Origin of the sequence: Corynebacterium antarcticum (assembly GCF_016595285.2) — a bacterium.
Taxonomy (GTDB): Bacteria; Actinomycetota; Actinomycetes; order Mycobacteriales; family Mycobacteriaceae; genus Corynebacterium; species Corynebacterium antarcticum.
In genome coordinates this window covers 682,965-706,510 of the sequence record NZ_JAENIP020000002.1, presented here as the reverse complement: position 1 = coordinate 706,510, position 23,546 = coordinate 682,965, and the positions used below count along the sequence as shown (strand labels likewise).

Annotated in this window: 18 protein-coding genes, 1 tRNA gene and 1 pseudogene; 9 read left to right on the top strand and 11 right to left on the bottom strand. The window is 66.1% G+C overall.

The annotated features are described in order from the left end of the window. Positions 1–4: 4 nt before the first annotated feature. The 3 genes from smpB to ftsE all read right to left on the bottom strand — a co-directional run bounded on the left by smpB (position 5) and on the right by ftsE (position 2,218). On the bottom strand, positions 5–496 hold the full coding sequence (smpB, locus tag JIM95_RS07315) for an SsrA-binding protein SmpB (protein WP_200256072.1): 492 nt from the start codon (positions 494–496) through the stop codon (positions 5–7). 91 nt (positions 497–587) lie between these two features. Beyond that, positions 588–1,490: a permease-like cell division protein FtsX gene (gene ftsX / locus JIM95_RS07310; protein WP_200256063.1), complete on the bottom strand. Its 903-nt coding sequence runs from the start codon at positions 1,488–1,490 to the stop codon at positions 588–590. A 38-nt stretch (positions 1,491–1,528) separates the two neighbouring features. Then, positions 1,529–2,218 carry a cell division ATP-binding protein FtsE gene (gene ftsE / locus JIM95_RS07305; protein ID WP_200256061.1) on the bottom strand — a complete coding sequence of 230 codons (690 nt, stop codon included), beginning with the start codon at positions 2,216–2,218 and terminating at the stop codon, positions 1,529–1,531. Between the two features lie 419 nt (positions 2,219–2,637). Between ftsE and JIM95_RS07300 the strand changes: the two genes are divergently transcribed. After that, positions 2,638–4,245, top strand: a complete 1,608-nt coding sequence (locus JIM95_RS07300; protein WP_234034377.1) for an AbgT family transporter — start codon at positions 2,638–2,640, stop codon at positions 4,243–4,245. Between the two features lie 133 nt (positions 4,246–4,378). On the opposite strand, the gene prfB is transcribed toward JIM95_RS07300, so the two are convergent. Further along, on the bottom strand, positions 4,379–5,485 hold the full coding sequence (prfB, locus tag JIM95_RS07295) for a peptide chain release factor 2 (RefSeq protein WP_200256057.1): 1,107 nt from the start codon (positions 5,483–5,485) through the stop codon (positions 4,379–4,381). Positions 5,486–5,523: 38 nt separating this feature from the next. On the opposite strand from prfB, the gene JIM95_RS07290 reads away from it, so the two are divergent. Beyond that, a complete protein-coding gene (locus JIM95_RS07290; RefSeq protein WP_200256055.1) occupies positions 5,524–6,456 on the top strand; it encodes an inositol monophosphatase family protein in 933 nt (310 codons plus the stop codon). Between the two features lie 566 nt (positions 6,457–7,022). Beyond that, positions 7,023–8,006 (top strand): hypothetical protein, encoded by a 984-nt coding sequence (locus JIM95_RS07285; protein ID WP_200256053.1) that lies wholly within the window; start codon positions 7,023–7,025, stop codon positions 8,004–8,006. Between the two features lie 108 nt (positions 8,007–8,114). Here JIM95_RS07285 and JIM95_RS07280 read toward each other — a convergent pair whose 3' ends face one another. Together JIM95_RS07280 and deoD are read right to left on the bottom strand one after the other, a co-directional pair. Further along, positions 8,115–9,545 (bottom strand): MFS transporter, encoded by a 1,431-nt coding sequence (locus JIM95_RS07280; protein WP_200256051.1) that lies wholly within the window; start codon positions 9,543–9,545, stop codon positions 8,115–8,117. Between the two features lie 34 nt (positions 9,546–9,579). Beyond that, on the bottom strand, positions 9,580–10,296 hold the full coding sequence (deoD, locus tag JIM95_RS07275) for a purine-nucleoside phosphorylase (RefSeq protein ID WP_200256049.1): 717 nt from the start codon (positions 10,294–10,296) through the stop codon (positions 9,580–9,582). Between the two features lie 186 nt (positions 10,297–10,482). Between deoD and hisN the strand changes: the two genes are divergently transcribed. Continuing rightward, positions 10,483–11,268: a histidinol-phosphatase gene (gene hisN, locus JIM95_RS07270; protein WP_200256048.1), complete on the top strand. Its 786-nt coding sequence runs from the start codon at positions 10,483–10,485 to the stop codon at positions 11,266–11,268. Between the two features lie 87 nt (positions 11,269–11,355). Here the strand turns inward: hisN and JIM95_RS07265 are convergent, their stop codons facing one another. Further along, the gene (locus JIM95_RS07265; RefSeq protein ID WP_248702946.1) at positions 11,356–12,558 is read right to left on the bottom strand and encodes a S1 family peptidase; all 1,203 of its coding nucleotides are present in this window, start codon (positions 12,556–12,558) and stop codon (positions 11,356–11,358) included. A 214-nt stretch (positions 12,559–12,772) separates the two neighbouring features. After that, positions 12,773–13,210, bottom strand: a complete 438-nt coding sequence (locus JIM95_RS07260) for a hypothetical protein (protein WP_200256045.1) — start codon at positions 13,208–13,210, stop codon at positions 12,773–12,775. 919 nt (positions 13,211–14,129) lie between these two features. Between JIM95_RS07260 and JIM95_RS07255 the strand changes: the two are divergent. The 5 genes and pseudogenes from JIM95_RS07255 to JIM95_RS07240 all read left to right on the top strand — a co-directional run bounded on the left by JIM95_RS07255 (position 14,130) and on the right by JIM95_RS07240 (position 17,765). Then, positions 14,130–14,497, top strand: a pseudogene (locus tag JIM95_RS07255) (PH domain-containing protein). Between the two features lie 655 nt (positions 14,498–15,152). After that, positions 15,153–16,061: a CPBP family glutamic-type intramembrane protease gene (locus JIM95_RS07250; RefSeq protein WP_200256043.1), complete on the top strand. Its 909-nt coding sequence runs from the start codon at positions 15,153–15,155 to the stop codon at positions 16,059–16,061. Between the two features lie 82 nt (positions 16,062–16,143). Beyond that, entirely contained in the window at positions 16,144–16,275 is a 132-nt protein-coding gene (locus JIM95_RS11385; RefSeq protein WP_267169455.1) for a hypothetical protein, read from the top strand. Positions 16,276–16,395: 120 nt separating this feature from the next. Next, positions 16,396–16,536 (top strand): hypothetical protein, encoded by a 141-nt coding sequence (locus JIM95_RS07245; RefSeq protein WP_200256037.1) that lies wholly within the window; start codon positions 16,396–16,398, stop codon positions 16,534–16,536. A gap of 455 nt (positions 16,537–16,991) precedes the next feature. Next, positions 16,992–17,765 (top strand): 2-phosphosulfolactate phosphatase, encoded by a 774-nt coding sequence (locus tag JIM95_RS07240; protein WP_200256036.1) that lies wholly within the window; start codon positions 16,992–16,994, stop codon positions 17,763–17,765. Here JIM95_RS07240 and JIM95_RS07235 read toward each other — a convergent pair. The 3 genes from JIM95_RS07235 to JIM95_RS07225 all read right to left on the bottom strand — a co-directional run bounded on the left by JIM95_RS07235 (position 17,743) and on the right by JIM95_RS07225 (position 23,305). Further along, on the bottom strand, positions 17,743–19,023 hold the full coding sequence (locus tag JIM95_RS07235; protein ID WP_200256035.1) for an MFS transporter: 1,281 nt from the start codon (positions 19,021–19,023) through the stop codon (positions 17,743–17,745). The genes JIM95_RS07240 and JIM95_RS07235 overlap by 23 nt on opposite strands. Positions 19,024–19,034: 11 nt before the next feature. After that, the gene (locus JIM95_RS07230; RefSeq protein ID WP_200256034.1) at positions 19,035–22,670 is read right to left on the bottom strand and encodes an ABC transporter ATP-binding protein; all 3,636 of its coding nucleotides are present in this window, start codon (positions 22,668–22,670) and stop codon (positions 19,035–19,037) included. A 558-nt stretch (positions 22,671–23,228) separates the two neighbouring features. Next, positions 23,229–23,305 (bottom strand) — tRNA-Met (locus JIM95_RS07225). Between the last annotated feature and the right edge of the window lie 241 nt (positions 23,306–23,546).

Here is a 23,546-nt window from a genome sequence, read left to right as displayed (position 1 = left end):
GGAACTAGCCCTTGATGCCCTTGATGCGGCGGCCGAGCTCACGGGTGATCTCCCGTTCCTCGGTGCGGCGCTTGATGTCCTGGCGCTTGTCGTAGTCCTGTTTGCCCTCGGCGAGACCGAGCTCGACCTTCAGGCGTCCGCCGACGAAGTACAGCTTGAGGGGCACCAGCGTGCGCCGCCCGTCGCGGACCTTACCCATGAGGGAGTCGATCTCGTTGCGGTGCAGCAGGAGCTTGCGCGTGCGTCGGGGCGTGTGGTTCGTCCAGGAACCGCGGGAGTATACGGGGATGTTGAGGTTGTGCAGCCACACCTCCCCGTTGTCGATCATGGCGAAGGAGTCGACGAGGTTGGCCTTGCCCTCACGCAGCGCCTTGATCTCGGTACCGACGAGCACGATGCCGCATTCGTGGGTGTCGAGGATCTTGTAGTCGTGGCGCGCTTTCCGGTTGGTCGCGATCACCGGATTCTCGTTCGCCTTTTTCTTCTTCTTTGCCATAACCCGTCCGATGTTACCGCACCCGGCACGCGACGACGCCCGCCCCGATCACCGCGGCTGCGGGAGGGGCGGGCGTCAGGAAACGCGGACGCTACTTGCGCACGTACAGGCGGAGGGTGACCTGCGCGGTGATCGCCGCGAACACGACACCGACGAGAGCGACGACGGGCGCGATGACCCAGATGTCACCGGTGGTGATGGGCGCGATGAGCTGCGAGTCGTAGAGCCCCTTCAGGGCCTTGTCGACGACGAAGCTCTTGCCCGCCATGAGCCCCGCCACCGCGAACACGGAACCGAGGAGAGTGGCGATGACGGCCTCGAGGACGAAGGGGGCCTGGGTGAACCAACGGGAGGCGCCGACCATGCGCATGATGGAGATCTCCTCACGGCGGCTGAAGGCGGCGATCTGCACCATGTTGGCGATGAGGAAGATCGCGGCGAGCGCCTGGATGGCGGCGACGAGGAAGGTGGCGTTCCGGACGGCGTCGAGGTTGTCGGTCGCGGACTGCAGATCGTCGATCTGGTCGATGACGGTGTCCACCTGCGGCAGATCACGGACCGGGTCGAGCGGCGAGGTGTCGAGCGGGTCCTCGAGGCGGACGTGGACCGCCGCGGGGAGAGCGTCCCGGGAGGTCGCCTCGACGAGCGTCGGATCGGTGTCCTCGAACACCTCGACGAAGTGGTCGTAGGACTGTTCGCGGCTGCGGAAGATGACGGACTCGACCCCGTCTGCGCCGTCGAGTACGTTGAGGACCTCGCGGCACGGCTCACTCGAGCAGTCCGAGTCGTTGGCGGAGATGTCCTCGTCGAGCTGCACCATCACCTCGACGCGATCGAGGTAGATGTCCTTGGTCCGTTCGGTCATGCCGGTGACCAGGAATCCTGTGGCGAGCAGCGCCAGGGAGATGGCCGTGGTGATGACCAGGGCGATGGTCATGGTGAGGTTCCGTCCCAGCCCCTGGAACGCCTCGCGGGCGACGAATCGGTATCGCATGCTGTTTCTGATTCTCCTAGAGAGGTGACCGGGGTGGGTTAGTGTCCGACGCCGTAGACGCCGTGGGCGTCGTCGCGGACGAGCTTGCCGAGGTGCAGTTCGATGACCCGGCGGCGCATCGCGTCGACGGCCTGCGCGTTGTGCGTTGACATGACGACGGTGGTGCCGGTGCGGTTGATCCGGTTGAGCAGCAGCATGATGTCGTTGGACGTCTCGGGGTCGAGGTTGCCGGTCGGTTCGTCGGCCAGCAGCACGAGGGGCCGGTTGACGAACGCCCGGGCGATGGCGACGCGCTGCTGCTCGCCGCCGGAGAGCTCGGCGGGGAACCGGTTACCCTTGGCCTCCAGCCCGACGAGTTCGAGGGTCTCGGGCACGAGCTTCTCGATGACGCTGCGCTTCTTGCCGATCACCTCGAGCGCGAACGCGACGTTGTCGTAGACGTTCTTCTTGGTCAGCAGCCGGAAATCCTGGAACACGTAGCCGACCCGCTGGCGCAGTTTATTCACCTGGGCGCCGCGGAGCTTGTTCACGTGGAAGTCGCCGACCCGGATGTCCCCGGATGTCACGTTCTCCTCGCGGAGCATGAGTTGCAGGAACGTCGACTTACCGGACCCGGAGGGCCCGATGAGGAAGACGAACTCCCCCTTGTCGATCTGCACCGAGACATTGTCCAGCGCGGGGCGGGTCGAGGTCTTGTACGTCTTTGTTACCTGGTCGAAGGTGATCACACCCGTCACCTTAGTTGATTGCAGCCACTGGCGAAACTCTGACCACTTCCTTGCCCGGACCTGTGGGACTACTGTGACCTGCGATTTCCCGGCGGACACCGCGACAGCCCGCGACGACCCGGCGTCGCGGGGAACCCGGGAACGGGTCCCACCCCGAAATCCAGCGGGGGGAACGACAGCAGCTACCGTCGTCACGTGGTTCCTGCCTCGGTAAGGTACCCCGGACCGGGGTGCCGCCAACACCGCCCCGCGCCATCAGCACCCGTACCCCCGTGGTCACGAACCGACACCAGGAGTCGCGAGAAGACATGACCGACAACAAGGTAACCACCACCCGGACACCGGACACCTCCACCGAAGACGGGAAGAAGCGGGAGCACGCGACCGGTTTCCTCGGGCTCGTCGAGCGCCTGGGGAACATGCTCCCCGACCCGTTCTGGCTCTTCGTGATCCTCTCCGGACTGGTCCTCGTCTCCAGCTTCATCGGCGAGAAGATCGGCATGACCGCCACGAACCCGTCCACCGGCGAGGAAGTGCGGGTGACCAACCTCCTGTCGGCGGAGGGACTCCAGCGGATGATCAACGAGGCGGTCCCGAACTTCACCTCCTTCCCGCCGCTCGGACTCATCATCATCGTGATGCTCGGTGTCGCCGTCGCCGAGCATTCGGGCCTGATCGGTGCGGCCATCCGGGGCGCGATCGGCCGGGTCGGACCGACGATGCTCACGTTCGTCGTGGCGCTGGCCGGTGTCACCGGATCCATCGCGTCCGACGCCGTCTACGTGATCCTCATCCCCATCGGGGCGACCGCCTTCCGTCACGTCGGCCGCTCCCCCATCGTCGGCGCGATGGTCGCCTTCGCGGCGAGCTCCGCGGGGTTCAACTCCTCACTGATCCTGAATATCACCGACGTCCTCCTCGCCGGCCTGTCCACCTCCGCGGCGGAGATCGTCGAGCCCGGCTACGAGGTCTCGCCACTGGCGAACTACTTCTTCGTCGTCCCCTCCGCCGTGGTCCTGGCGCTCATCATCACCGCGGTCACCGAGCTGTTCGTTCGGGACAAGGCCCGGGAACTCGTCGATCACGACGACGTCGACTACGAGGCCGCCAGCTTCGGGGAGACCCCGCCGAACGCCTCGGACAGTGAGACGGCACCCGATTCCGCGGAGAAAGACGCCGACTCCGACGCCTCAACCGCGACCGGCACCGGGACCGACGACGCGGGAGAGACGGACGACGGTGAGGATCAGGACGAGGCACGTCTCGAACTCCACGATGTGGAGAAGCGCGGCCTGGTCCGGGTCGCCGTCTGGTCCCTCGTGCTGCTGGCCGCCTACTTCGCCGCGATGTTCGTCCCCGGGTCACCCCTCCAGGGTGAGGACGGCGCCGTCATGGACTCACCGCTGATCCGCTCCATCGCCGTGGCCATCGCCCTGTACTTCCTCATCGTCGGCATCGTCTACGGGCGGGTCACCGGAACCATCACCGAGGCGGCCGACGTCCCCGCGTTCATGGCCAAGGGGATCCAGACCCTCGTCCCCATGATGGTGCTGTTCTTCGCCGTCGCCCAGTTCCTCGCCTACTTCAACTGGTCCAACCTCGGTGTCTGGTCGGCGATCCACGGCGCGGAGCTGCTCTCCCGGGCGGACCTCCCCAACCCCGTCCTCTTCGGCCTCTTCGTCCTGCTGGTCGCCGTCCTGAACCTCATGGTGACCTCCGGTTCCGCGCAGTGGGCGCTGATGAGCCCGGTGGTCGTCCCGATGATGATGTACGTGGGTGTATCCCCCGAGGTCAGCCAGATGCTCTTCCGCATCGGCGACTCCCCCACCAACATCATCACCCCGATGAGCCCCTACTTCGCGCTCGCGCTGACGTTCCTGCAGCGCTACTACAAGCGGGCCGGCATCGGGACACTGATGTCCCTGGCCCTGCCCTACTCCATCGCGATGCTGGTGGGCTGGTTCCTGTTCTTCCTCGTCTGGTACTTCCTCGGGCTGCCCCTCGGCCCCGGAGTGCCGGTGCGCTAGAAACTGCGGCGCCCGGCCGCGGCGGAAAACCTCGCACACGGAGACGGCCCCCTCCCGAGGTCTCGGGAGGGGGCCGTCCTCACGTCCGGACAAGGCACGGAGGGCCCGGAGAGTATCCGGGGAACTATCCGGATCAGCTCTCGGACTGCTGCTGGGCCATCCGCCACCGGATGCCCGACTCGAGGAACCCGTCGATCTCCCCGTCGAGAACCTTCGACGGGTCGTTGACCTCGAAGTTGGTGCGCAGATCCTTCACCATCTGGTAGGGGTGCAGCACGTAGGAGCGCATCTGGTTGCCCCACGAGTTCGACCCGTCGCCCTTCAGGGCGTCGAGCTCGGCGCGTTCCTCCTGGCGCTTGCGCTCCAGGAGCTTGGCCTGCAGGACCCGCATCGCGGACGCCTTGTTCTGGATCTGCGACTTCTCGTTCTGGCAGGTCACGACGATGCCGGTGGGCTCATGGGTCAGCCGGACCGCGGAGTCCGTCGTGTTGACAGACTGTCCACCGGGCCCGGAGGAACGGTAGACGTCGACGCGGATCTCGTTGTCGGGGATGTCGATGTGGTCGGTGGTCTCCACGACGGGCAGGACCTCCACCTCGGCGAAGGAGGTCTGGCGGCGCCCCTGGTTGTCGAACGGGCTGATCCGCACGAGGCGGTGGGTGCCCTGCTCGACGGAGAGCGTGCCGTAGGTGTAGTCGCCGTGGACGACGAAGGTGGCGGACTTGATGCCGGCCTCCTCCGCGTAGGAGATGTCGTAGATGTCGACCTTGTGCCCCGCCTTCTCGGCCCAGCGGGTGTACATGCGCATGAGCATCTCCGCCCAGTCAGCGGCGTCGACGCCGCCGGCGGCGGAACGGATGTTGATGACGGCCTCGCGGGCGTCATACTCCCCGGAGAGCATCGTCTTGACCTCGTAGGCCTCGATGTCGGTACGCAGGTCGCGGCGCTCCTCGTCGACGAGGTCGGTGGACTCGTTCTCCTCCTCGGCGAGCTGGTACATGACCGGGAGATCCTCGAGCCGCTGGCGGAGTTCCCCCACCTTGCGCAGCTCGGCCTGCATGTGCGACAGCTTAGAGGTGACCTGCTGGGCGTGCTCGGGATCGTCCCACAGCGTCGGGTCGGAGGCCTGTGCCTCGAGCTCGCGGACGCGGTCGGCCATCGCTTCAGGGTCCATCACCTTCTCGATGGTGGTGAGCGTGGCGTCGAGTTCATTGAGGTCTGCAGTTACATCAGGTTGCACAGTGGTTAACACTACCGTGACGGTGCACAATGGGCAGCATGAGAGAGCAGTACCGGCGCAAGGACCCGTCAACCACCCCCACTCCCTCCACCGCACAGCCGGGAATCCATCCGCCGGACCCGGTGCCCGCCGACCTCAGGGCGCTTTTCGGCACGGACATCCGTGCCCTGGTCTCCGCTTTCGTCGACACCCACCAGCATTCGACCGACCCGGAGCTCGCGTGTGCCATGGTCGCCACCGCCGGTCAGCTCGCGCTCGCGATCCGGGACAGTGGGGGGCTCGGGGTGGACTACAAGACGTCCGTCTCCGACGTCGTCACGGAGGCGGACCGGGCCGCGGAGGAGTTCGTCGCGGAAGCGTTGTCCGCGCTCCGGCCGGATGACGGCCTCCTCGGCGAGGAAGGGGCGGCCAGGGAATCGGGGTCGGGCCGGACGTGGGTGATCGACCCGGTGGACGGCACCTACAACTTCACCGCCGGGTCGGACTACTTCTGTTCCGCGATCGCGCTCGTCGACGGCCCGCCCGCGGCCCCGACGCGGGTGCATTTCGGTGCCGTGCACCGTCCCTCCCACAACACCACCCATCTCGGCGGACCTGACCTACCCACGACGGTGAACGGCCGCGCCGTCGCCCGGCTGGCCGAGGCTCCCGGTGCGGAGATCTCCCTCGCCACCTACATTCATCCGACGTTCCTGGCCGATGATGCGGTGCGCGGGGCCTGGCTCGCGGTGTCCACCCGCTTCGCGACGCTCCGGATGCTCGGGGCGGGTTCCATCGACCTCTCGGGGGTGGCGGAGGGACGTTTCGGGGCGTGGACCCAGCACAGTGTCGCAGACTGGGACTGGCTTCCGGGACGCGCTCTCGTCGAGGGCGCGGGAGGCGTGTGCCGGAAGGTGCAGGCGGGCGGAAGAACGTGGTGCGTGGCCGGGAACCGGCTCGTGGTGGAGGAGATCATCTCGGTCTGGTCCTGACCGCCCCCCGGGGAACCCACGGGAAACTCCCCACGCGCCCGGGGTAAAACCTGGAGCAGCCCCACCGCCCGCCCCCGGTGCGGGAAACCACGCGTGTCGACCCACGGCGAGAGGTCCGCTGTCTCCGTGCGTCGCCCCCTCCCACCTCCACATCTTTGTCCCCCGTCCGGGCCGGACCCGCTCCGGCTGCTCGCCGCCACCCGGTCCTCCCCCCCGTCACCGGGAGTACCGCTTCGTGGGACCGGCGTCGTCCTCGCCCCCGGATCTCCACGGGATCGGGGTGCTCCCGGGTTTCACCCGGCGGAGACGTTGGGGAGGATGCCTCCGGTCGCTGCACCGCGCCACGGGTGATCCCGTTCCGTACGGTGTCGGCGGGGCACCCCCTTGCGGGGCGACTGCGGTTGCCCTATACAGGACGGGGAATCACCCGGCGGCACTCTGGTGCATCCCATCCGGGGGACGATCGCCCTGGAAGGGGGTGACCGACCCCGCCACGGATACACTACGAGACTCCGACCGCGAGAACCGAAAACGCACCTGACGGTGCAGACAGAGGAGAACACACAGTGGCAAAGGACGACTACCCCTCGTATCCGGGCGGCGACTACCACCCCGAGAACGACAACAGTTCCGGTGGTCAGTACGGTGGCCCGAACGACCCCGGCTACTGGTCCGATGACAGCGCGGGCTACGGGGCATCCGACAACCCCTACGGCACGTCCGCCGGTCAGCCCGGCTACGGTGCCAACGATCCCTACGGCACGGCCGGCTATGCCGGGGCGGCGCCCTACGGTGCCGGTGGACGTCGCATGGTGCAGGGCGACGGGAAGGTCCGCGTCCTGGATAGCGTCGGCTACGGTTTCCGCACCGTGTTCGCCTCGCCCGGCCCGTGGATCGTCAGCTCCCTCATCGTGGGCATCCTGTCCATCGCGGCATTCACCATCGGGCTCTTCATGATGATGAGCAGCCTGCCGGAGGGCGGGACCTTCGATCCGGAGAATCCCGCGACGGCGGGCGCCTTCACGTTCAACATCGGCTTCTTGATCCTCTTCATCCTGATACTGGTCGCGGCACAGGTACTGTTCGCCTCCGCGGCGTTGAAGGCGGCCGACGGCAAGAAGGTCACCTTCAGCGATTTCTTCGACAACCCCAATCTCGGCAAGGCCCTGCTCTTCCTCCTGATCGTCAACATCCTCACGTCCTGGGTCCCGTACATCATTCCCGATATGTACAACTCCGACACGACTGGCGGACTGATCGTCCAGATGATCATCAACCTCGCCGTCCTGTTGATCGGGCCCCTGTTCATGCTGATGTTCCTCTTCGTCCTCGATCAGGGGGCGTCCTTCGGCGACGCCGCGACCCGCGGGTTCCAGGCCGGCACGCGAAACTACCTCCCACTGCTGGGGTTCTCGCTCCTGTGGGGCCTGATCCTGGGTATCGCGGCCCTGATTCTCGGCCTCGGCCTGCTGATCGCCTCGCCCGCGTACGCGGCTGCGCTCGCGTACGTCTACCGTCAGGCCAGCGGCGGTATCTACCCGGAGGACTGACCCGGGGGCTGGTCCATCAGTAACGAAGAGCCGCCCGACACCGGTTGAATCCGGCATCGGGCGGCTCTTCGTGTGTCCCGTGGAGGTGGTGCGTTCCGGACCCGGGTGTCAGTCCGGGAGCGGGGAGGGCCGGTTGTCTGCGGCGACGGGTGCCGCGGCACGCCTCTCCTCGGCAGTCATCCTCCGGTCGGCGAGCAGGTAGATCACGCTGCCGACCACCGCGACGAGGGTGATGGTCCAGAGGACCGTGGCGTACTGGACGCCGGTGTCCGATGAGGCGGTGGTGGCGAACCGGAAGATCTCGAGCTTCAGGTCCATGAGCTTCGCTGTGTACGCGATACCGACCGGGATGGCGATGTTGATGGTCAGGTTGTAGAAACCGATGGCCACCCCCGATTTCTCCGCCGGGATGGTGGAGATCGCGGTAGACACGAGCGGCGCGTAGAGCAGAGCGAACGCCGAGGCGAACAGGATGATCGAGATGACCAGAACCGCGACGCCGGCCGTGGTGAACACCGCGGGCAGCGCCAGCGCGAGGATGATTCCGCCGAGCGCGACGGCGATCGTCTGCCGGGAGGTGAGGCGCTCTCCGATCTTGCCGGACAGCGCACCGACGACGATGGCGACGGCGTAACCGGGGGCCAGCAGCATCGACGCTTCATCGATCTCCATGCCGTGGAGGTCAGCCGTGGCGAACGGGAACATGAAGATGTAGGCCAGCTGCACGGAGTAGACGACGAGCACGAGGACGAGTGCCCAGACGTAGCGCCTGTTGGTGAAGAACTCGGGACGGACCAGGGCGCCCTCGTGCGCGCTGATGTGCCAGATGAAGCACGCGGTGCCGAGAACGACCGGGGCCAGGTAGATCCAGTTGAAGTCCTGCATGAACAGCATGACGGAGGTCGCGATGACCGCGATGAGGAACAGACCGAGCACATCCAGGTGGCTGGACACGGCCTTCGCCGGTGGCACCCTCCTGATCAGCAGGGGGATCGTGAACACGAGGATCAACGGCACCAGGAACATCGCGGTCCAGGACACGGTCGTGGCCAGGAAGCCGGATCCGAGGATGCCGAAGAGCAGCCCCGCCTGGAATGCGGAGGTGGAGAAACCGAGGTAGGTCTTCCGGTCCTTCGCGTCCAGGTACTTGGTGACGTAGATGACGTAGAGGGTCTCCGCCGCCGCGAGGCCGGTGGTCTGGATGACGCGACCGGCGAGAACCATCGGCCAGAGATTCTGGAAGAAGAAGCCGATGAGTGAGCCGGTGACGATCAGGGCGATGCCGGTGATCATCAGGGACCTGATGGAGAAGGCGTCGGCGAGGGCCGCGTAGACCACCGCACCGATGCCGATGACGATTCCGGCGAGAGTGGCCTGGAGGCTGACGGTGGTGACGCTCAGGTCCAGCGCATCGGCGATCGGCTTCGACATGAATTTGAAGCCGTTGTCGATGACCAGGCAGAACACGAAGCTGAAGAGCAGGATCGGCACAGCTCTCTTGGGGTTGACGCCGTGCCCTGCGGGAGTGGGGGTGTCCATTGTTGTGTCGCTCCTCGGGTCGCGGGCGGATGTTCTAGACGCCTGCGAGCGGCAGGGCGAGTTCCATCATGCGGGTGAACGCGGTCTGGCGTTCCTCGGGTGTGGTCCTGGCGCCGGTGACGATGTTGTCGGAGACGGTGAACAGACCGAGCGCATCGGCACCGTTGGCGGCTGCCACGGCGTAGAGGCCGGCGGTCTCCATCTCGACGGCGAGCACGCCCATCCTCGCCCAGCGGTCGTTCGCGGTCTCGTCGGCGTGGTAGAAGATGTCGCTGGACAGGATGTTGCCGACGTGGGTCTCCACACCCTGTTCACGCGCCTGCTCCTGGAGTGCGGACAGCAGCCGCCAGGAGGCGGTCGGGGCGTAGGTGCCGGGGACGTTGTACTGGGAGAGGAAGTTCGAGTCGGTCGACGCGGACTGTGCGACGACGACGTCGTAGAGGTCGAGTTCCTTCTGGAGGGCACCGCAGGACCCGATGCGGATGAGCTTGCGGCAGCCGAAGACGTTGATCAGCTCCCAGGAGTACAGGGAGATGGAGGGGATGCCCATGCCGGAGCCCATGACCGAGATCTCGCGTCCCCGGTAGGTGCCGGTGTAGCCGAGCATGTTGCGGACGTCGTTGAACTGGACGGCATTCTCGAGGTAGGTCTCGGCGATGAACTTCGCGCGCAGCGGATCACCGGGCATCAGGATGGTCTCGGCGATGGGGGCGCCCTTGGGGTTGATGTGCGGGGTGGATTCGGTGCTCATGGCGCAACTCCTCATGGGTCGTTCTCGGGGGACGACCGGGCGGTCGCCCCGTATTTCTGAGCCCATTGTGACCCAGCAGGAGAACATTTGTCCATGTGATTCTTTTCATTTGTTCTCCAGTGGGCTTCCACACCTCTCCCCTCCGCCACCCATGGACCCCGTACTTCTCGCCTACCATTGGCTCTCATGAACACCTACGCCGACGACCTCGCCCTGGCTCTCGAACTCGCGGACACCGCGGACACCCACACCCTCGACCGCTTCGAGGCCGCGAACCTGTCCGTGGAATCGAAGCCGGACATGACCCCGGTGAGTGACGCGGACCTGGCGTGCGAGAAGCTGCTGCGCGAGCGACTCTCCACGGCGCGACCCGCGGACGCCGTACTCGGCGAGGAATTCGGCGGGGACGCGACGCTGGAGGGACGCCAGTGGGTGATCGACCCGATCGACGGCACGAAGAACTACGTCCGAGGCGTCCCCGTGTGGGCCACCCTCATCGCCCTGCTCGTCGACGGAAAACCGGTCGTAGGAGTGGTCAGTGCACCGGCGCTGGCGCGCCGCTGGTGGGCCGCGGAGGGGCAGGGTGCGTGGCGTTCCTTCTCCGGCGGATCACCGAAGCGCCTGGAGGTCTCGCGGGTGTCGGACATCGCCGACGCCTCGGTGTCCTTCTCCTCGCTGGACGGCTGGCGGGACAGGGGGCTGCTCGACGCCTTCCTGAAACTTTCCGACGACACGTGGCGCCTGCGTGGCTTCGGGGACTTCCTCTCCTACTGCCTGCTCGCGGAGGGTGCCGTGGACATCGCCGCGGAACCCGAGGTCGAACTGTGGGACCTCGCCCCGCTGTCGGTCCTGGTGACCGAGGCCGGAGGCCGTTTCACCTCCCTCAAGGGAACGGATGGTCCCGCAGGTGGCGACGCACTCGCCACCAACGGGCTGCTCCATGACGAGGTCCTGGGCCGGTTCAGGGCCTGACACCGCCCGGATCACCCGGACAAACGGAAAAGCCGGCCCGAAGGCCGGCTTTTCCGTGCGGTCAGATCTAAGAACCCGTCGCGGGAATCAGTGCCGCTCCCCGTCACCGGGGAGGGTGAAGCCCGCACCGACGTCTCCCCTCGCGTCGAGGTTGTCGGTGATCGCGTCGATGGTGGGACTCACCGTCGGCATGAAGAACGGGCCCTGGAGCGGCGTGCGACAGGACAGGTTGTGGTCCGGGAACACACCACCGGACACGACACCGACGAGGCGGTCACCGGCCAGCAACGGGGCACCCGAGTCCCCGCGCATCGCGCACACCTGGGAGAAGTTGACGCGTTTCTCACTGACCCAGGAGACGCCGCAGGTGTGCCCGGTGGCGACCCCCCGCTTGCACAGCTGCTCACCGGTCGCCGGCGAACCTCCGACGGAATTCACTGTGACACCGTTGTAGCTGCGTGAGATCTCCGCCCGCTCGTTGAACTCGATGACCGAGTAGTCGTAGTTCCTGCTCGAGGCGACGATCCTGCCCGCCGGGCCGACCGACCACGAGTCCGCGGAGATGACCTCCTCGCCCGGATTTCCGCAGTGACCGGCCGTGATGCCCACGGCACGCCCCTCCGCGTCGTACCCCGCGACACCGAGCGTGCACAGGGTCGTCGGGCCGATGAACACCGGGGTACCGGGACCGAAGAGAGACCTGCCCTCACGCTGCGCGGCGAAGGACTCTTCGGGGATGTCCGGACTGTCGAACCAGCTGCCGTTCACGCGGTTGAGCACCGGGCCGGGGCGACCCGCCATGAACTGGGAGACGACATCGGAACGCCAGCGGTAGTTCGGTCCGCGGCGGGATGCGTCGAAGGCCTCGACGCCCCCCTCCCCGGCCACGACCGTGTTCGCAGGCTGGACCGGATCGGCGTACTCCCCGGCGGTGGGGGAAATCGTGGCGCCCGTGCCACCGGCGGGCGCGACCGCGGCAGCGGCCTCGATGACGTTGTCGGGGATGACCTGACCGAGTCCACCGGCGACGGCCGCCTCGTTGAGGCGCTCCGCGGTCTCCGCGGAGCCGATCCCGGTCCCGGCTCGGAGCGCACCGTCGAAGGCCCGGTCGATGTCGGACTGGATCTGCCCCACCACCGAAGTGACCTGCTGGTTGAACTCCGCGATCGGGTCCACCTCGGCGGCGGACGCCTGGGGCGCCCCTACGATCAGCCCGATCCCCATGAGGGTGACGGGAAGGACACGGCGGAGTTTGACCAGGTTGGGCATGAAGACGCTGACTGCTTTCACAAGAACGGAAGTGGGCTCTCCGGCGCTCGGAAAACGGCACCTGAGAAGTTTCGGCAACAGCTCCATACTGCCACAGAATCCCGTCGTCTCCGCGGCTTCGACACGGAGACTCCAGTTGTCCGGCACCCCCGGGGCAGACCCGTGGCAGCTCACGCGCGCGACAACCGCGGGCAACAGCATTACCTGGACGTGGCCTGGTATTTTCCGGCCAGATTCAGCTTTCCGAAGCCGTCCGAGGCCCCGACGGGGTCCGCGCCCACGCCGCCGAGAAGAACGCGACCGCGGCAACCAGGGACACGACCACGACGATCAGACCGGCGACGACATGATCGGTCCACCACGGCACGGGCAGACCCGCATCCGCGGCGTCGATCCCCACGGAGAACGCGGCCGTCAGATAGCCGAGCGACGCGAGGAAGACCCCGACCGAGGCGACCGCCGTCCGCTCCAGGGAACCGGCACCCCTCCGCGCAGCTTGCACCGCCAGCACGATGAGGATCACCGGTGCCACGAGGAGGACCGGACCACCGAACACGGTCGCGGAAAGAAGGAGCACGATGACACCGGCCCACGCGGCGCAGGCCGGCAACACCCCCGTTTCTCCCCGCAGGACAGCTCCGACACCGGCGAGCGGCGAAGGTTTGACGGTCATGGACAGCTCCTCGAATCCCGGGCGAACAGCGTTTGGAGGCAGCACATCATCTTTCGTCGGGTGCGCCAAGGGGCTGGAACGGGGCTGCCCCGCCATCCTGAGTAGAATAACCAAGATCCAGGAAGAAGTATGCCCGCCCTCTTCAGACACGTCCAAAGAGTTGGGGCCTGCGCCATACTCGCCTGGCCATCTATCGCGAAGATGATGGGGCACACGGATTCACCTGCCTGCGACGGGTTGCACTTCGATTTCGTCACCCAGCGTGTGACACCTCCTCCCCTCCCCGACCGTCTCGCCCGCCAATGCGCTTCACACCGTGGATGACTACTCAAGGCAGCAGTCTGGCTTTTCGAGACTTCCACCCACAAGGAAGCTGTTCTTTCGCGTACCGGTGAGCCCCGACCGAGGTCGTCAACTCCGACCTTTGCCCATCGGCACATCGTCCGAACCGTTCCCAGCACAACCAGCACTGTCACCTAACTAGGCATGGGCCTTCTTGCGGTACTCCGGCTTGCGGTACTCCGGCTCACCCAAACGATAGGCGCACCAAGCAATGCCATTGTTGAGCTACACATCTGCTGCGCGGAGGGCAGTCAATCTTTCGGACGGTCGTGGCGCCATTCTCCAGCCCCTCCCCCTTTTAGCGGTGCAGATCTTTCTCTTTGCACGACAGCCCTTTTTACGACGTGGCCGAGCACAACATTCTCACCCCGGGCTTCGGCACGGCGCCTGAACTGTCCCTCAGACGAGTCATTTCTGAGCCGGATACCTTGAACGGCACCTTAATTTTAGTCAGAGCTGTGCAGATATTCCGCTATCCCCAGATTACGATCTTCACCCAAATAAGTCGGCCACGAATTAGCATCCTTGCGCATGCACAATGAAGTGGTCAGTATCGATTGAGGAATCGGAGCAGAAAATGGAAGCTGCCACAGTTGCAACCTGGACATTCATTGCAGAAGTTCCCATACCCGCAGATGTGGCGTCACTCCTCGTCCAAGGAGAACAACCTTACGCCGCTTTCAAAACCCTTCGGGATTCAGCGATCTTCACCAGCAGGCGCCTCATCGTCCGAGATGCACAGGGGATGCGCGGAAAGAAGGTCGAGATCTACTCACTGCCCTATTCTTCAGTGAACATGTGGTCGACCGAAAATGCCGGAACCTCGATATCAACAGTGAAGTAGAATTGTGGACCCGGGCCGGACACATCAAGGTTAAACTTGGACGTGGGGTGGACATCAGAAAAATAGACAGGCTTCTGGCCAACGCCGTTCTTAATAGTTGAATCGTTGGCGGAATATCTTGATCCATGAGCACTTCCATAGGCCTCCGGCATCGTCAACGACCCGAACGACTGGTGCGATGAGGTCGACAATCCGCGCTACATCGTGGATCTGATCGCCAAGATCACCCGCGTCGCGGTGGAGACCGTGAGAATCACCGACTCACTGCGCTGACGCAACGCGAGGTACCGGACCCGTGGGGTTACTCTCGCGGGTCCGGGCCCCGGTTCCGCAACGAGCGGAGGCCCACCGCAATGAGGTGATTGTCACAGTCTGTGTTTCATCTTCCCAGGTGAGAGATTCTGTCCGTTTTTTCGGGGTCGAACACCCGAATGGACATGTCGTGTCGCCGAAGCAAGCCGCAGATACCTTTCTATCCTCGACGGCGGTCCCGCATGGAACCGTTTGATTTCCGGTCCGAATGTGTAGCGTGGGATACAGCACGATAACTTTGTTCCTCGGGCCCACTACAGCAGTGGTGTCCGTACCCGGCAGTCAGACCCGCCGCCCGTCACATACCGATGGACGCAACGGGACCAGGCTGCGGCCCTTTTCCACAGAGAACGGACCTTTCCAATGTCACCGACAACAGAACCAGAATCCTCCAGTTCGGGACGCCACGCGGCGCCGAAAACCAGGACGCTACCCGTACCTGCGGTGAATTTCGATGAGCACGTGGTCCCGTGGCGCAGGCGCAACTTCATCATCTGCGTCATCGTTCCCACGATCCTCGCCCTGGTACTTCTGACCTGCGGTGACATCCTCGTGGAGATCATCAGTGAGCTTTTCGGTGGTCTCGCATCCCTGACCCCGGCCTCACCGATCAGCATCGGGTCAACCATCGGACGCATCGTAATCGTATTCCTGTGTGTTCTGCTGCTCACGAAACTTTTCCGGTTGACGTTGCCCGATCTGGGCATGGTCCGGGAGAACCGCTTCGGTACCTGGGCCACGGGCGTCGGGTTCGGTTTCGCCGCCGTGACCGTCGTCTACCTGATCAACGTGATCTTCGGGGCCCTCGACGTCTCCTTCACCCTGAAAGCGAGCGAACTGTGGGTGCTCCTACTCGCGGCTGTGTTCTTCGCGTTCCAGGGTTTCTTCGAGGAACTGCTCTTCCGCTTCTTCATCATTCCCGCCTACGCGGCACGGATCACCGTGGCCGGAGCCATCGGCCTGTCGTCGATCCTGTTCGCCTTCATCCACCTGAACAACCCGAACCTGACCATCTTCGGCATGGTGAACCTGGTGCTCTACGGCGTCGTCTTCGGCACGATGTACTGGCGCACCGGTAACGCCTGGTTCGTCGCCGGTTGGCACAGCGGCTGGAACTTCGTGCTCTCGATGCTCTACGGCTCGCACGTCTCGGGCAACGCACTGCCGGGCTCCGTCCTGTCCTCGGCGCCGAACGGCAGTGAACTGCTCAACGGCGGGGAATTCGGTCTGGAGGGCTCCGTGCTCTCCACCCTCCTCGGTGTCGCCATCATCGCGTGGTGCGTGAAGACGAAACCGGCATCGGACACCGGTTTGTTCACTCGGCGAACCAGGCCCACCCGGGATCTCGCCTGACCCCATCCCGGTCGGTGTAACGACCCATCAGAACCCGTGGACGGGAAGAATGGCGGGACGACTCACTCGGGGAAAGAGAGATATGAAGCTGAGCCCTGCCTACCTCGACGCTCTCGTCACGAAACTTGAGTCAACGGAGCACCAGATCCACGAGGAACTGATGTGGACGGACGACGAACGCTCCGATCGTTCGAGGTTCGTGGAGCTGGTGTAGAGACAGCGGGAACGCTTCCGGCCATCCGACTGGATCGGCCAGTGGTACAAGGATCCTGACCCGGTCCCGTTCCCGCCGCCACCGTTCCTGACGGATCAGCCTGATCACCAGTACCTCCCGGTGACCGGGAAAAGACTCTTCGAACTCGGGGAGAACATCGGCGACGCCACCGAGACGGACGAGGCGAACTTCTATGCCGCCGACTACGCCCGGGGGCGGCGCAGTACGACCTGCAGGAGTACCGGGGAGTTCAACCGCTGAGGGACCCGCGGACACCCGGGCGGCTCCTCGCGGGGCTGCAGGCCGGCAGGGAATCGGCCGAGGCCGGTTACCGGGCATTCAATACCTGAGGCGCGGCGAAGATCCACAAACTCGGCCCGGCATTCTTCACCACGCTCCTCCACTTCGCCGCGGTCGTCCCGACCCGTCCCCGACGCGTGTCGCCCGCTCATTCTCGGCGGCAGGGTCGCGGGCGCTCCCGGCCGGAAGACCTCGGACGGCGGGATCGCCGCCCGGTATTCCCGGTATCCGGACACCGTGCGGGCTGTCCGGGAACACCGGGGACGGGAAGACCTGCCCACGGATGTCACCGGGTACCTGTCGTTCCGGACGGATCGCTCCCCGTACGCGCCGAGCATCTGATCGCATCGGGGCCGCCTCCTCCGGCGGACGGGCACCGCGGCAATCGGTCGACCGGTGCCGTTACGCTTGACCCCATGAGTGACTACTTCGGGCAGGCCGACTACGCGATCCGCATGGACTGGGGTCCGGAGGGCGCGCGGCGGTGTGCCGCGGACGTGAACATCATCGTGGACGTACTGAGTTTCTCGACGTCCGTGACGGTAGCCGCGGAGCGGGGAATGACCGTGTACCCCTGCCGGTGGAAGGATGCCCGGGCGGCGGAGTTCGCCGCGGAACATGATGCGACGCTCGCGGTCGGTCGACTCGAGGCGGGTACCGCACCGGGAGCCCACGGGGTCTCGCTCTCACCGGCCGGGCTGCTCACCGACACCCGGGTCCCGCGGATCGTGCTCCCCTCCCCCAACGGCTCGACGATCTCGGCGGTCCTCGCGGAGCACGGCGCGGGAGTCGTCGCCGGCTGTCTGCGAAACGCCACGGCCGTCGGTAGGTGGGCGGTGCAGCAGGTGGATGTGGGACGGAGTGTCTCGGTCATCGCCGCCGGGGAACGCTGGTGTGGGGACGGGTCCCTGCGCCCCGCGCTGGAGGATCATCTCGGTGCCGGGGCGATCCTCAGTGCGCTCGTCACGCCACGCCACATCGGGGTGTGCAGCCCGGAGGCTCTCGCGGCGGCCGGACTGTTCTCCGGAGCGCAGGAGTATCTCGCGTCGCTTCTGGCCGACTGCGTCGGCGGGCGCGAGCTCACCGCGATGGGCTTCGAGGAGGATGTCACCGTCGCCGCGGATCTCGATGCCTCCGCTGTCGTCCCCATCCTCACCGACGGGGCATTCAGTTCGCTCCGGGTTGTCTGACGGCAGCCGCCTCCAGCACCGGCCCGCACCCGCGGATGACCACACCGACCCCGATGAAGGCCAGAACCACGGCGACCACGGAGACGGGCAGGAAGCCGATCAGACCGGACAGTGCCATGCCGCCTCCGGCCGACAGGACCATCACGAGCGCCGCGAGGGTGCTGAATACGGTGAAGTCGGTCCCGGCCGATTCGTAGCGGGTGAGGTCCATCGCCACCGTGTACACCACGGTCATCGTGGCGGCCACGCCTCCGTAGAGGATCCCGATGATGAGGGTCGCGGCCCACGTGCCGGTCATGCCGAGCGCGAGCAGGACCACCCCGACGGTCGTCATCGCCTGGATCAGCCCCAGGGTCCGTATCGCGTGGTGGCGGGACCATTTCCGGGTCAGGATTCCGGCGCCTATCCCGGCGACGATCCCGAACAGGCTTCCGCAGATCACAAAGAGGATCCCGATGCGGGTGGCCGACCAGTCGGCGGCGACGAGGATGGGGCGCACCTGGTTGTACGCCACGGCGACCCCGGCGAAGTAGAGCGGCATGTGGACCAGTGCCCACTGCCGCCGGGCGCGGTCCGCGAAGAAGGAGCGGATCACGTTCCCGTTCACACCGGGCTCGGGGAGCCGGGCGGTGCTCTGCCGTTCGCGCCACAGGAGGACGAACGGAAGCGGGACCGCACTCCAGAAGGCGAGGCTGAGTGCGGCGGCCTGCCATCCGGCGGTGTCGTAGATGACGAGGACGAGCCCGCCACCGACGACCTGGGAGAATGCGCTTCCCGCCGACTGGAAGCCGTTGCCCAGTCCGCGATCGCCGGCGGACAGGAGCCGGGTCGCCGTCGCATCGGCCGCGATGTCCTGGGTGCCCGCAACGATGAACAGGAACCCGAACACGACGAGTGCAACGGAGAACTGTCCGACGGGATCGATGAAGCTCAACAGCGCGCAACCGGCGACCAGGGTGATCTGCATGGCCATGAGCCAGCTCCGGTAGTGCCCGAACCTGTCGGACCCGAACCTGTCCACGACCGGTGCCCACAGGAACTTCAGGACGAGGAGGGTCGCCAGCCCGCTGGCCCCACCGATCCTGGTGAGAGGTACCCCGCCGGCCTGGGCGATGGTCAGGAACGCGTAGGCGAACATGGCGAGGCTGAGATTCTGGGTGCTGTACAGCGAGGCTATCAGCGCCATGTGGAACGTCCGGCCGCGCACCGGGGGACGCGTGTCCTCGGGCGGAGCGGTTTCACTGCCGGTCACGGTCATTCTGTGGCTCCTCACGTGGTCGTCGGTTGGTCCGGGAGACCGAGCAGTTCCCGGTAGACGGGACTCGTCCCGATGATCTCGTCGTGCGTTCCGGCGCCGTCGACCCGGCCGTCGGCGAGGACGACGATCTGGTCCACGTTGCGGATCGTGTTCAGCCGGTGGGCTATGACGAGCACGGTCCTGCCGTGGATCAGCCTGTTCACCGCCGCCTGGATACGCCGTTCGGTACCCGGGTCGACGGCGGCGACCGCCTCGTCGAGGAGCAGCACCGGGGCGTCCTTGAGCAGGGCGCGCGCGATCGACAACCGTTGACGCTGCCCTCCGGACAGGTTCGTGCCGCCGTCGGTCAGGACCGTGTCCAGTCCGTCCGGCAGAGCGGCGACGAAGTCGCTCGCCTCCGCCTGCGCGAGTGTCGCCCACACCTTCTCATCGGTGATACCGGGGGAACCGATGGTGAGGTTGTCCCGGATGGAGACCGGGAAGAGGTAGACATCCTGGTAGACGGTGGAGATGGTCTCCCGGCGCGTCGCGGCGTCCATGTCCCGCAGATCGACATCGCCGATCCGGATCGCCCCACTGCCGGGGTCGAAGAACCTCGCGACGAGGTTGACCACGGTGGATTTGCCCGCGCCGGACGGCCCGATGACGGCGGTGACCGTCCCGGACCCGGCGGTGAACGACACGTCGTGGAGGATGTCCCGGTCGCTGTACCCGAAGGTGACGCCGTCGACCTCGACGGTGGAGTCGGCGGGTGCGCGGGGGACTTCCGGTTCCGGCAGTTCCCCGGTGTCCCAGACCTCGGCGAGGCTCCGGGCGATGCGCTCCTGCTGGTGCCGGTACGCGGACAGTTCCAGCAGCTCCTGGAAGGGCCGGTACATGTTGAGTGCCAGGATGAGGAACAGCAGCAGAGTGGTCGCGCTGACCGATCCGCCGGTGAACAGGCCGGATCCGAGCCACAGCATCGCGACGAACCCGGCCTCCAGGACGATGGTGCCGAGCGTGGTCATGGGGCTCGTGCGCACCGCCATGCGGACGCTGGCACGGCGCAGGGCCTCCACCCGGGCGCGGTAGACCTGCGCCTGCGGGGCGTCGGGGAAGGCGCGGAAGACCGCGGTGCCGCGGCAGAACTCGAGGAGCGCGGAATTGGCCTCCCGCCTGGCGGCGGTGACATCGGTGAAGGTGGCCTCGTGCGCCCGATCGGTCATCTTCAGGGTGAGCAGGAAGAACGGGACACCGATCAGTGCCGCGGCCGCGAGCCGCCAGTCCAGGGAGAACAGCACGACGGTGATGAGGACGGGCTGGACCACCGCGATGATGAGCTTCGCGGGGAGGTTGATGAAGTCGACGAGGGCGAGCTCGGAGACGAGGAGTGTCGTCGTCCGGCCCGCGTCCATCCGGTCGAACACCCCGAGCGGTGCCCGGGTCAGCCGGCGGAGCACCGAGCGGCGGAGATCCGAGATCGCCCGGAACGCGACCGGCCACCAGTGCTTCGCCACGCCGATTCCGACGGTCAACCGGGCGATGAAGATGAGCAGGAGCGCGCCGGACAACAGGTGGACGTCCCGGGTGGTCAGTGTGTCGTCGAGAACAGCCAGGAGGCTGAAGAAGACCACGACCATCGGTGCCGAGGTGAAGAATCCCTCGAGCAGCAGGCGCCAGAGTCCCACCCGCCACAGTTGCTCCCGGTGGGATCCCAGCATCGCGAACCACTGGCCGACGGGGCCGAGACCGGTCAGGTTCCGGACCGGTGGAGTGTGTTCGGCGAATCCGCCGTCGGACGCGGGTTCCGCGGCGGACGTCACCCTTGCCGGCGACAGGGCTGCGGTCGGGCACCCGTCGCCGGCTTCCATCCCCCACTTGTCCACGGCGACGAAATCCCGCCAGAGACGGCGGTACGTCCCGGAGGTCGCGGACAGCTCCTCGTGGTCGCCCTCGGCGACGATCCGGCCGTCGTCCATGACGAGGATGCGGTCGTAGCCGGTCAGGGACCCGAGTCGGTGGGCGACGGTGATGACGGTGCGACCCTGCTGCAGTTCCGCCAGCGCCGCCACCACCGACCGCTCGTTGGTGGCGTCGAGTGATGCGGTGACCTCATCGAGCATCACCACCGGGGAATCGGCCAGCAGCGCACGGGCGATGGAGATCCGCTGCCGCTGCCCACCCGACAGATTCGCCCCCGCAGCACCGAGCACGGTGTCCCATCCCCGGTCCAGTTCGTCGATGAACTCGGTGACCCGTGCCCGCCGGCCGGCCGACCGGATCTCCTCGTCCGTGGCGTCCGGCCGGGCGAGGCGGATGTTCTCCAGCACCGAGTCGTTGAAGATGTAGTCGTCCTGCTGAACGAAGGCGATCGCCCCGGAGAGTTCCGCCGGGTCCAGCTCGCGGACGTCGGTTCCACCGAACGTGACCTTTCCGGCGCTGACGTCGATGAACCGGGCGATGACACGGAGCAGGGTTGATTTCCCCGCCCCGGACCCGCCGATCACCGCGACCCGTTCGCCGGGTTCGATGACGAGGTCGATGTCCTTGACGACGTCCGTGTCCCCGTAGGTGACGCACGCGCCACGGAGCTCGATGCGCGAGCCGTCCCGGGTGGCGGGGGTCGGTGGCACCGGTAGGTCTGGTTCCGCCAGGAACCCGGAGATGTTCTTCAGCCCCGCCTCGATCTGGTACTGGAGAACAGCCGCGGAGAGCGTCAGTGTCATCAACGGCTGGGCGAAACCGACGCCGACGAGGATGAAGAACACGAAGTCCTGTGGCTCCAGCGAACCCGAGCGGTAGAGCCACAGGCCCAGCGGCAGGATGGCGATGATGCTGATCGCGACGAGTGTGGCCGCACCCGCTGCGCCCACCCGGCCGCGCTCGGTCTTGTCCAGCTCGATGTCCTCGCTGGCGACGATCGCGTCCCGGATACCGTCGAAGAGGAACGTCGAACCGACGAAGCCGCGGATCACCCGGATACCCCGGACGAAGGAGACCGCCTCGACGTTGAGCTGCTTCTTCACGTCGGATTCCCGCTCCATCAGGTCCTTCGACGCGGTGACCGCGGCGGCGACGCATCCGACGATGCCGAGGACGACGACGAGGGCGGCGAGGGCCATGCGCCAGTCGATGATGAACATGATGATCAGCGTGGTGACCGGGACGGTCACCGATGCCGCGATGTCGGGGATCGCGTGGGAGAGCCCGAGTTCCAGCTGCTCGACGTCGTCCTGGAACACCTTCTTCACCTCGCCGCTGCTGCGCGCCTGGGCCCGGGCCAGTGGCATCCGGGCGAGGCGCTCCGCCAGCGCGAGACGGATGTCGGCGAGCGCCCGGTAGGCGGCGATGTGTGCGACGTTGTTCGCCGCCATACGCAGCAGGGCCTTGCCCGCCACCCCGGCCGCCGCGACGGCCACGAGGAAGGGAATGCGACCCGTCTGCTGCTCGCCGACGAGAAGATCCCGGGCGAGGAAGTAGATGACGACGTAGGGCACGAGTCCGGCGAACGCCCCGAGCACGGAGAGCACCCCGCTGGCGATCAACCGGGGTTTCTGCCTACCGATCAGTGCGCCGACGGAAGTGCCGGGCAGTGGGTCGCACAGCGTTCCGGGCGGGCCTGCGGTGTCAGCGGTGGCCTCGGCATCGGGGTCGCACGTCTGCCTCATGAGGAAAGGTTAGCCTCAGCTGTTTTTCAGGGCAACCAACTTTCCGTTTCTTTCCCGACACAGACAGCACCACCACCGGACCAACCCGGCTCGGGCACACCACGACCGCGCTGGATCTCCCCCGAAGCAGCGCAACCGAATGGGCGCACGCGGCAACCAGTGGTGGCCAACCACTGCCGTTCCGGGCCGAGTGAAAAAACATCCACGCCCCCGAAAACGCCACGGGTCCACGGACTTCACGATCCTGGACCGCCCACCCGGTGACCCCAGCCTCGTTGTCGATCGCTGTCCGTTCGGCATCGGTCCGCGCGGCGGCCGAGCCTGCGGGATCGGTGGTGACGTCGGGTTGCGCGGTCAGGGTCGGGGTCAGAGTTGAGCCCAGCCCGTGGACCGGGACAACCGCGGGCAGCGGTCCGGGTACCGGGGACCGCGCCGCCCCCGTCGATGTCTGTAAATTCCACCTGTCACCAACCAGAATGTCAGAGATGGCACATGTTTAGCTTCCTGGAAGCGAACACGAGAAAACCCCTCTCCAGAAGGAGAGGGGTTTTCTGTACGTGGTAGCGGGGGCAGGATTTGAACCTACGACCTCTGGGTTATGAGCCCAGCGAGCTACCGAGCTGCTCCACCCCGCGTCGGGTGCTACGTACTGACACCGTGCCGGGAAACGTTCTCTCGTCTGCTCCCTGGCAACGTTGAGTTACTTTACATAGCTTCCCCGAGAACGTCCAATCGGGGCGGTGAACTGCGAAAATGAGAGAAGCGGCGAACCCTGCCGTCCGGATCCGCCGCCTCCTCACATCTGTCACACGTTGGCTTCCTCCGGGTCAGCCGGGTTCGGGACAGCGGGGTCACTGTCCGCCCCGTCTGAGGTGG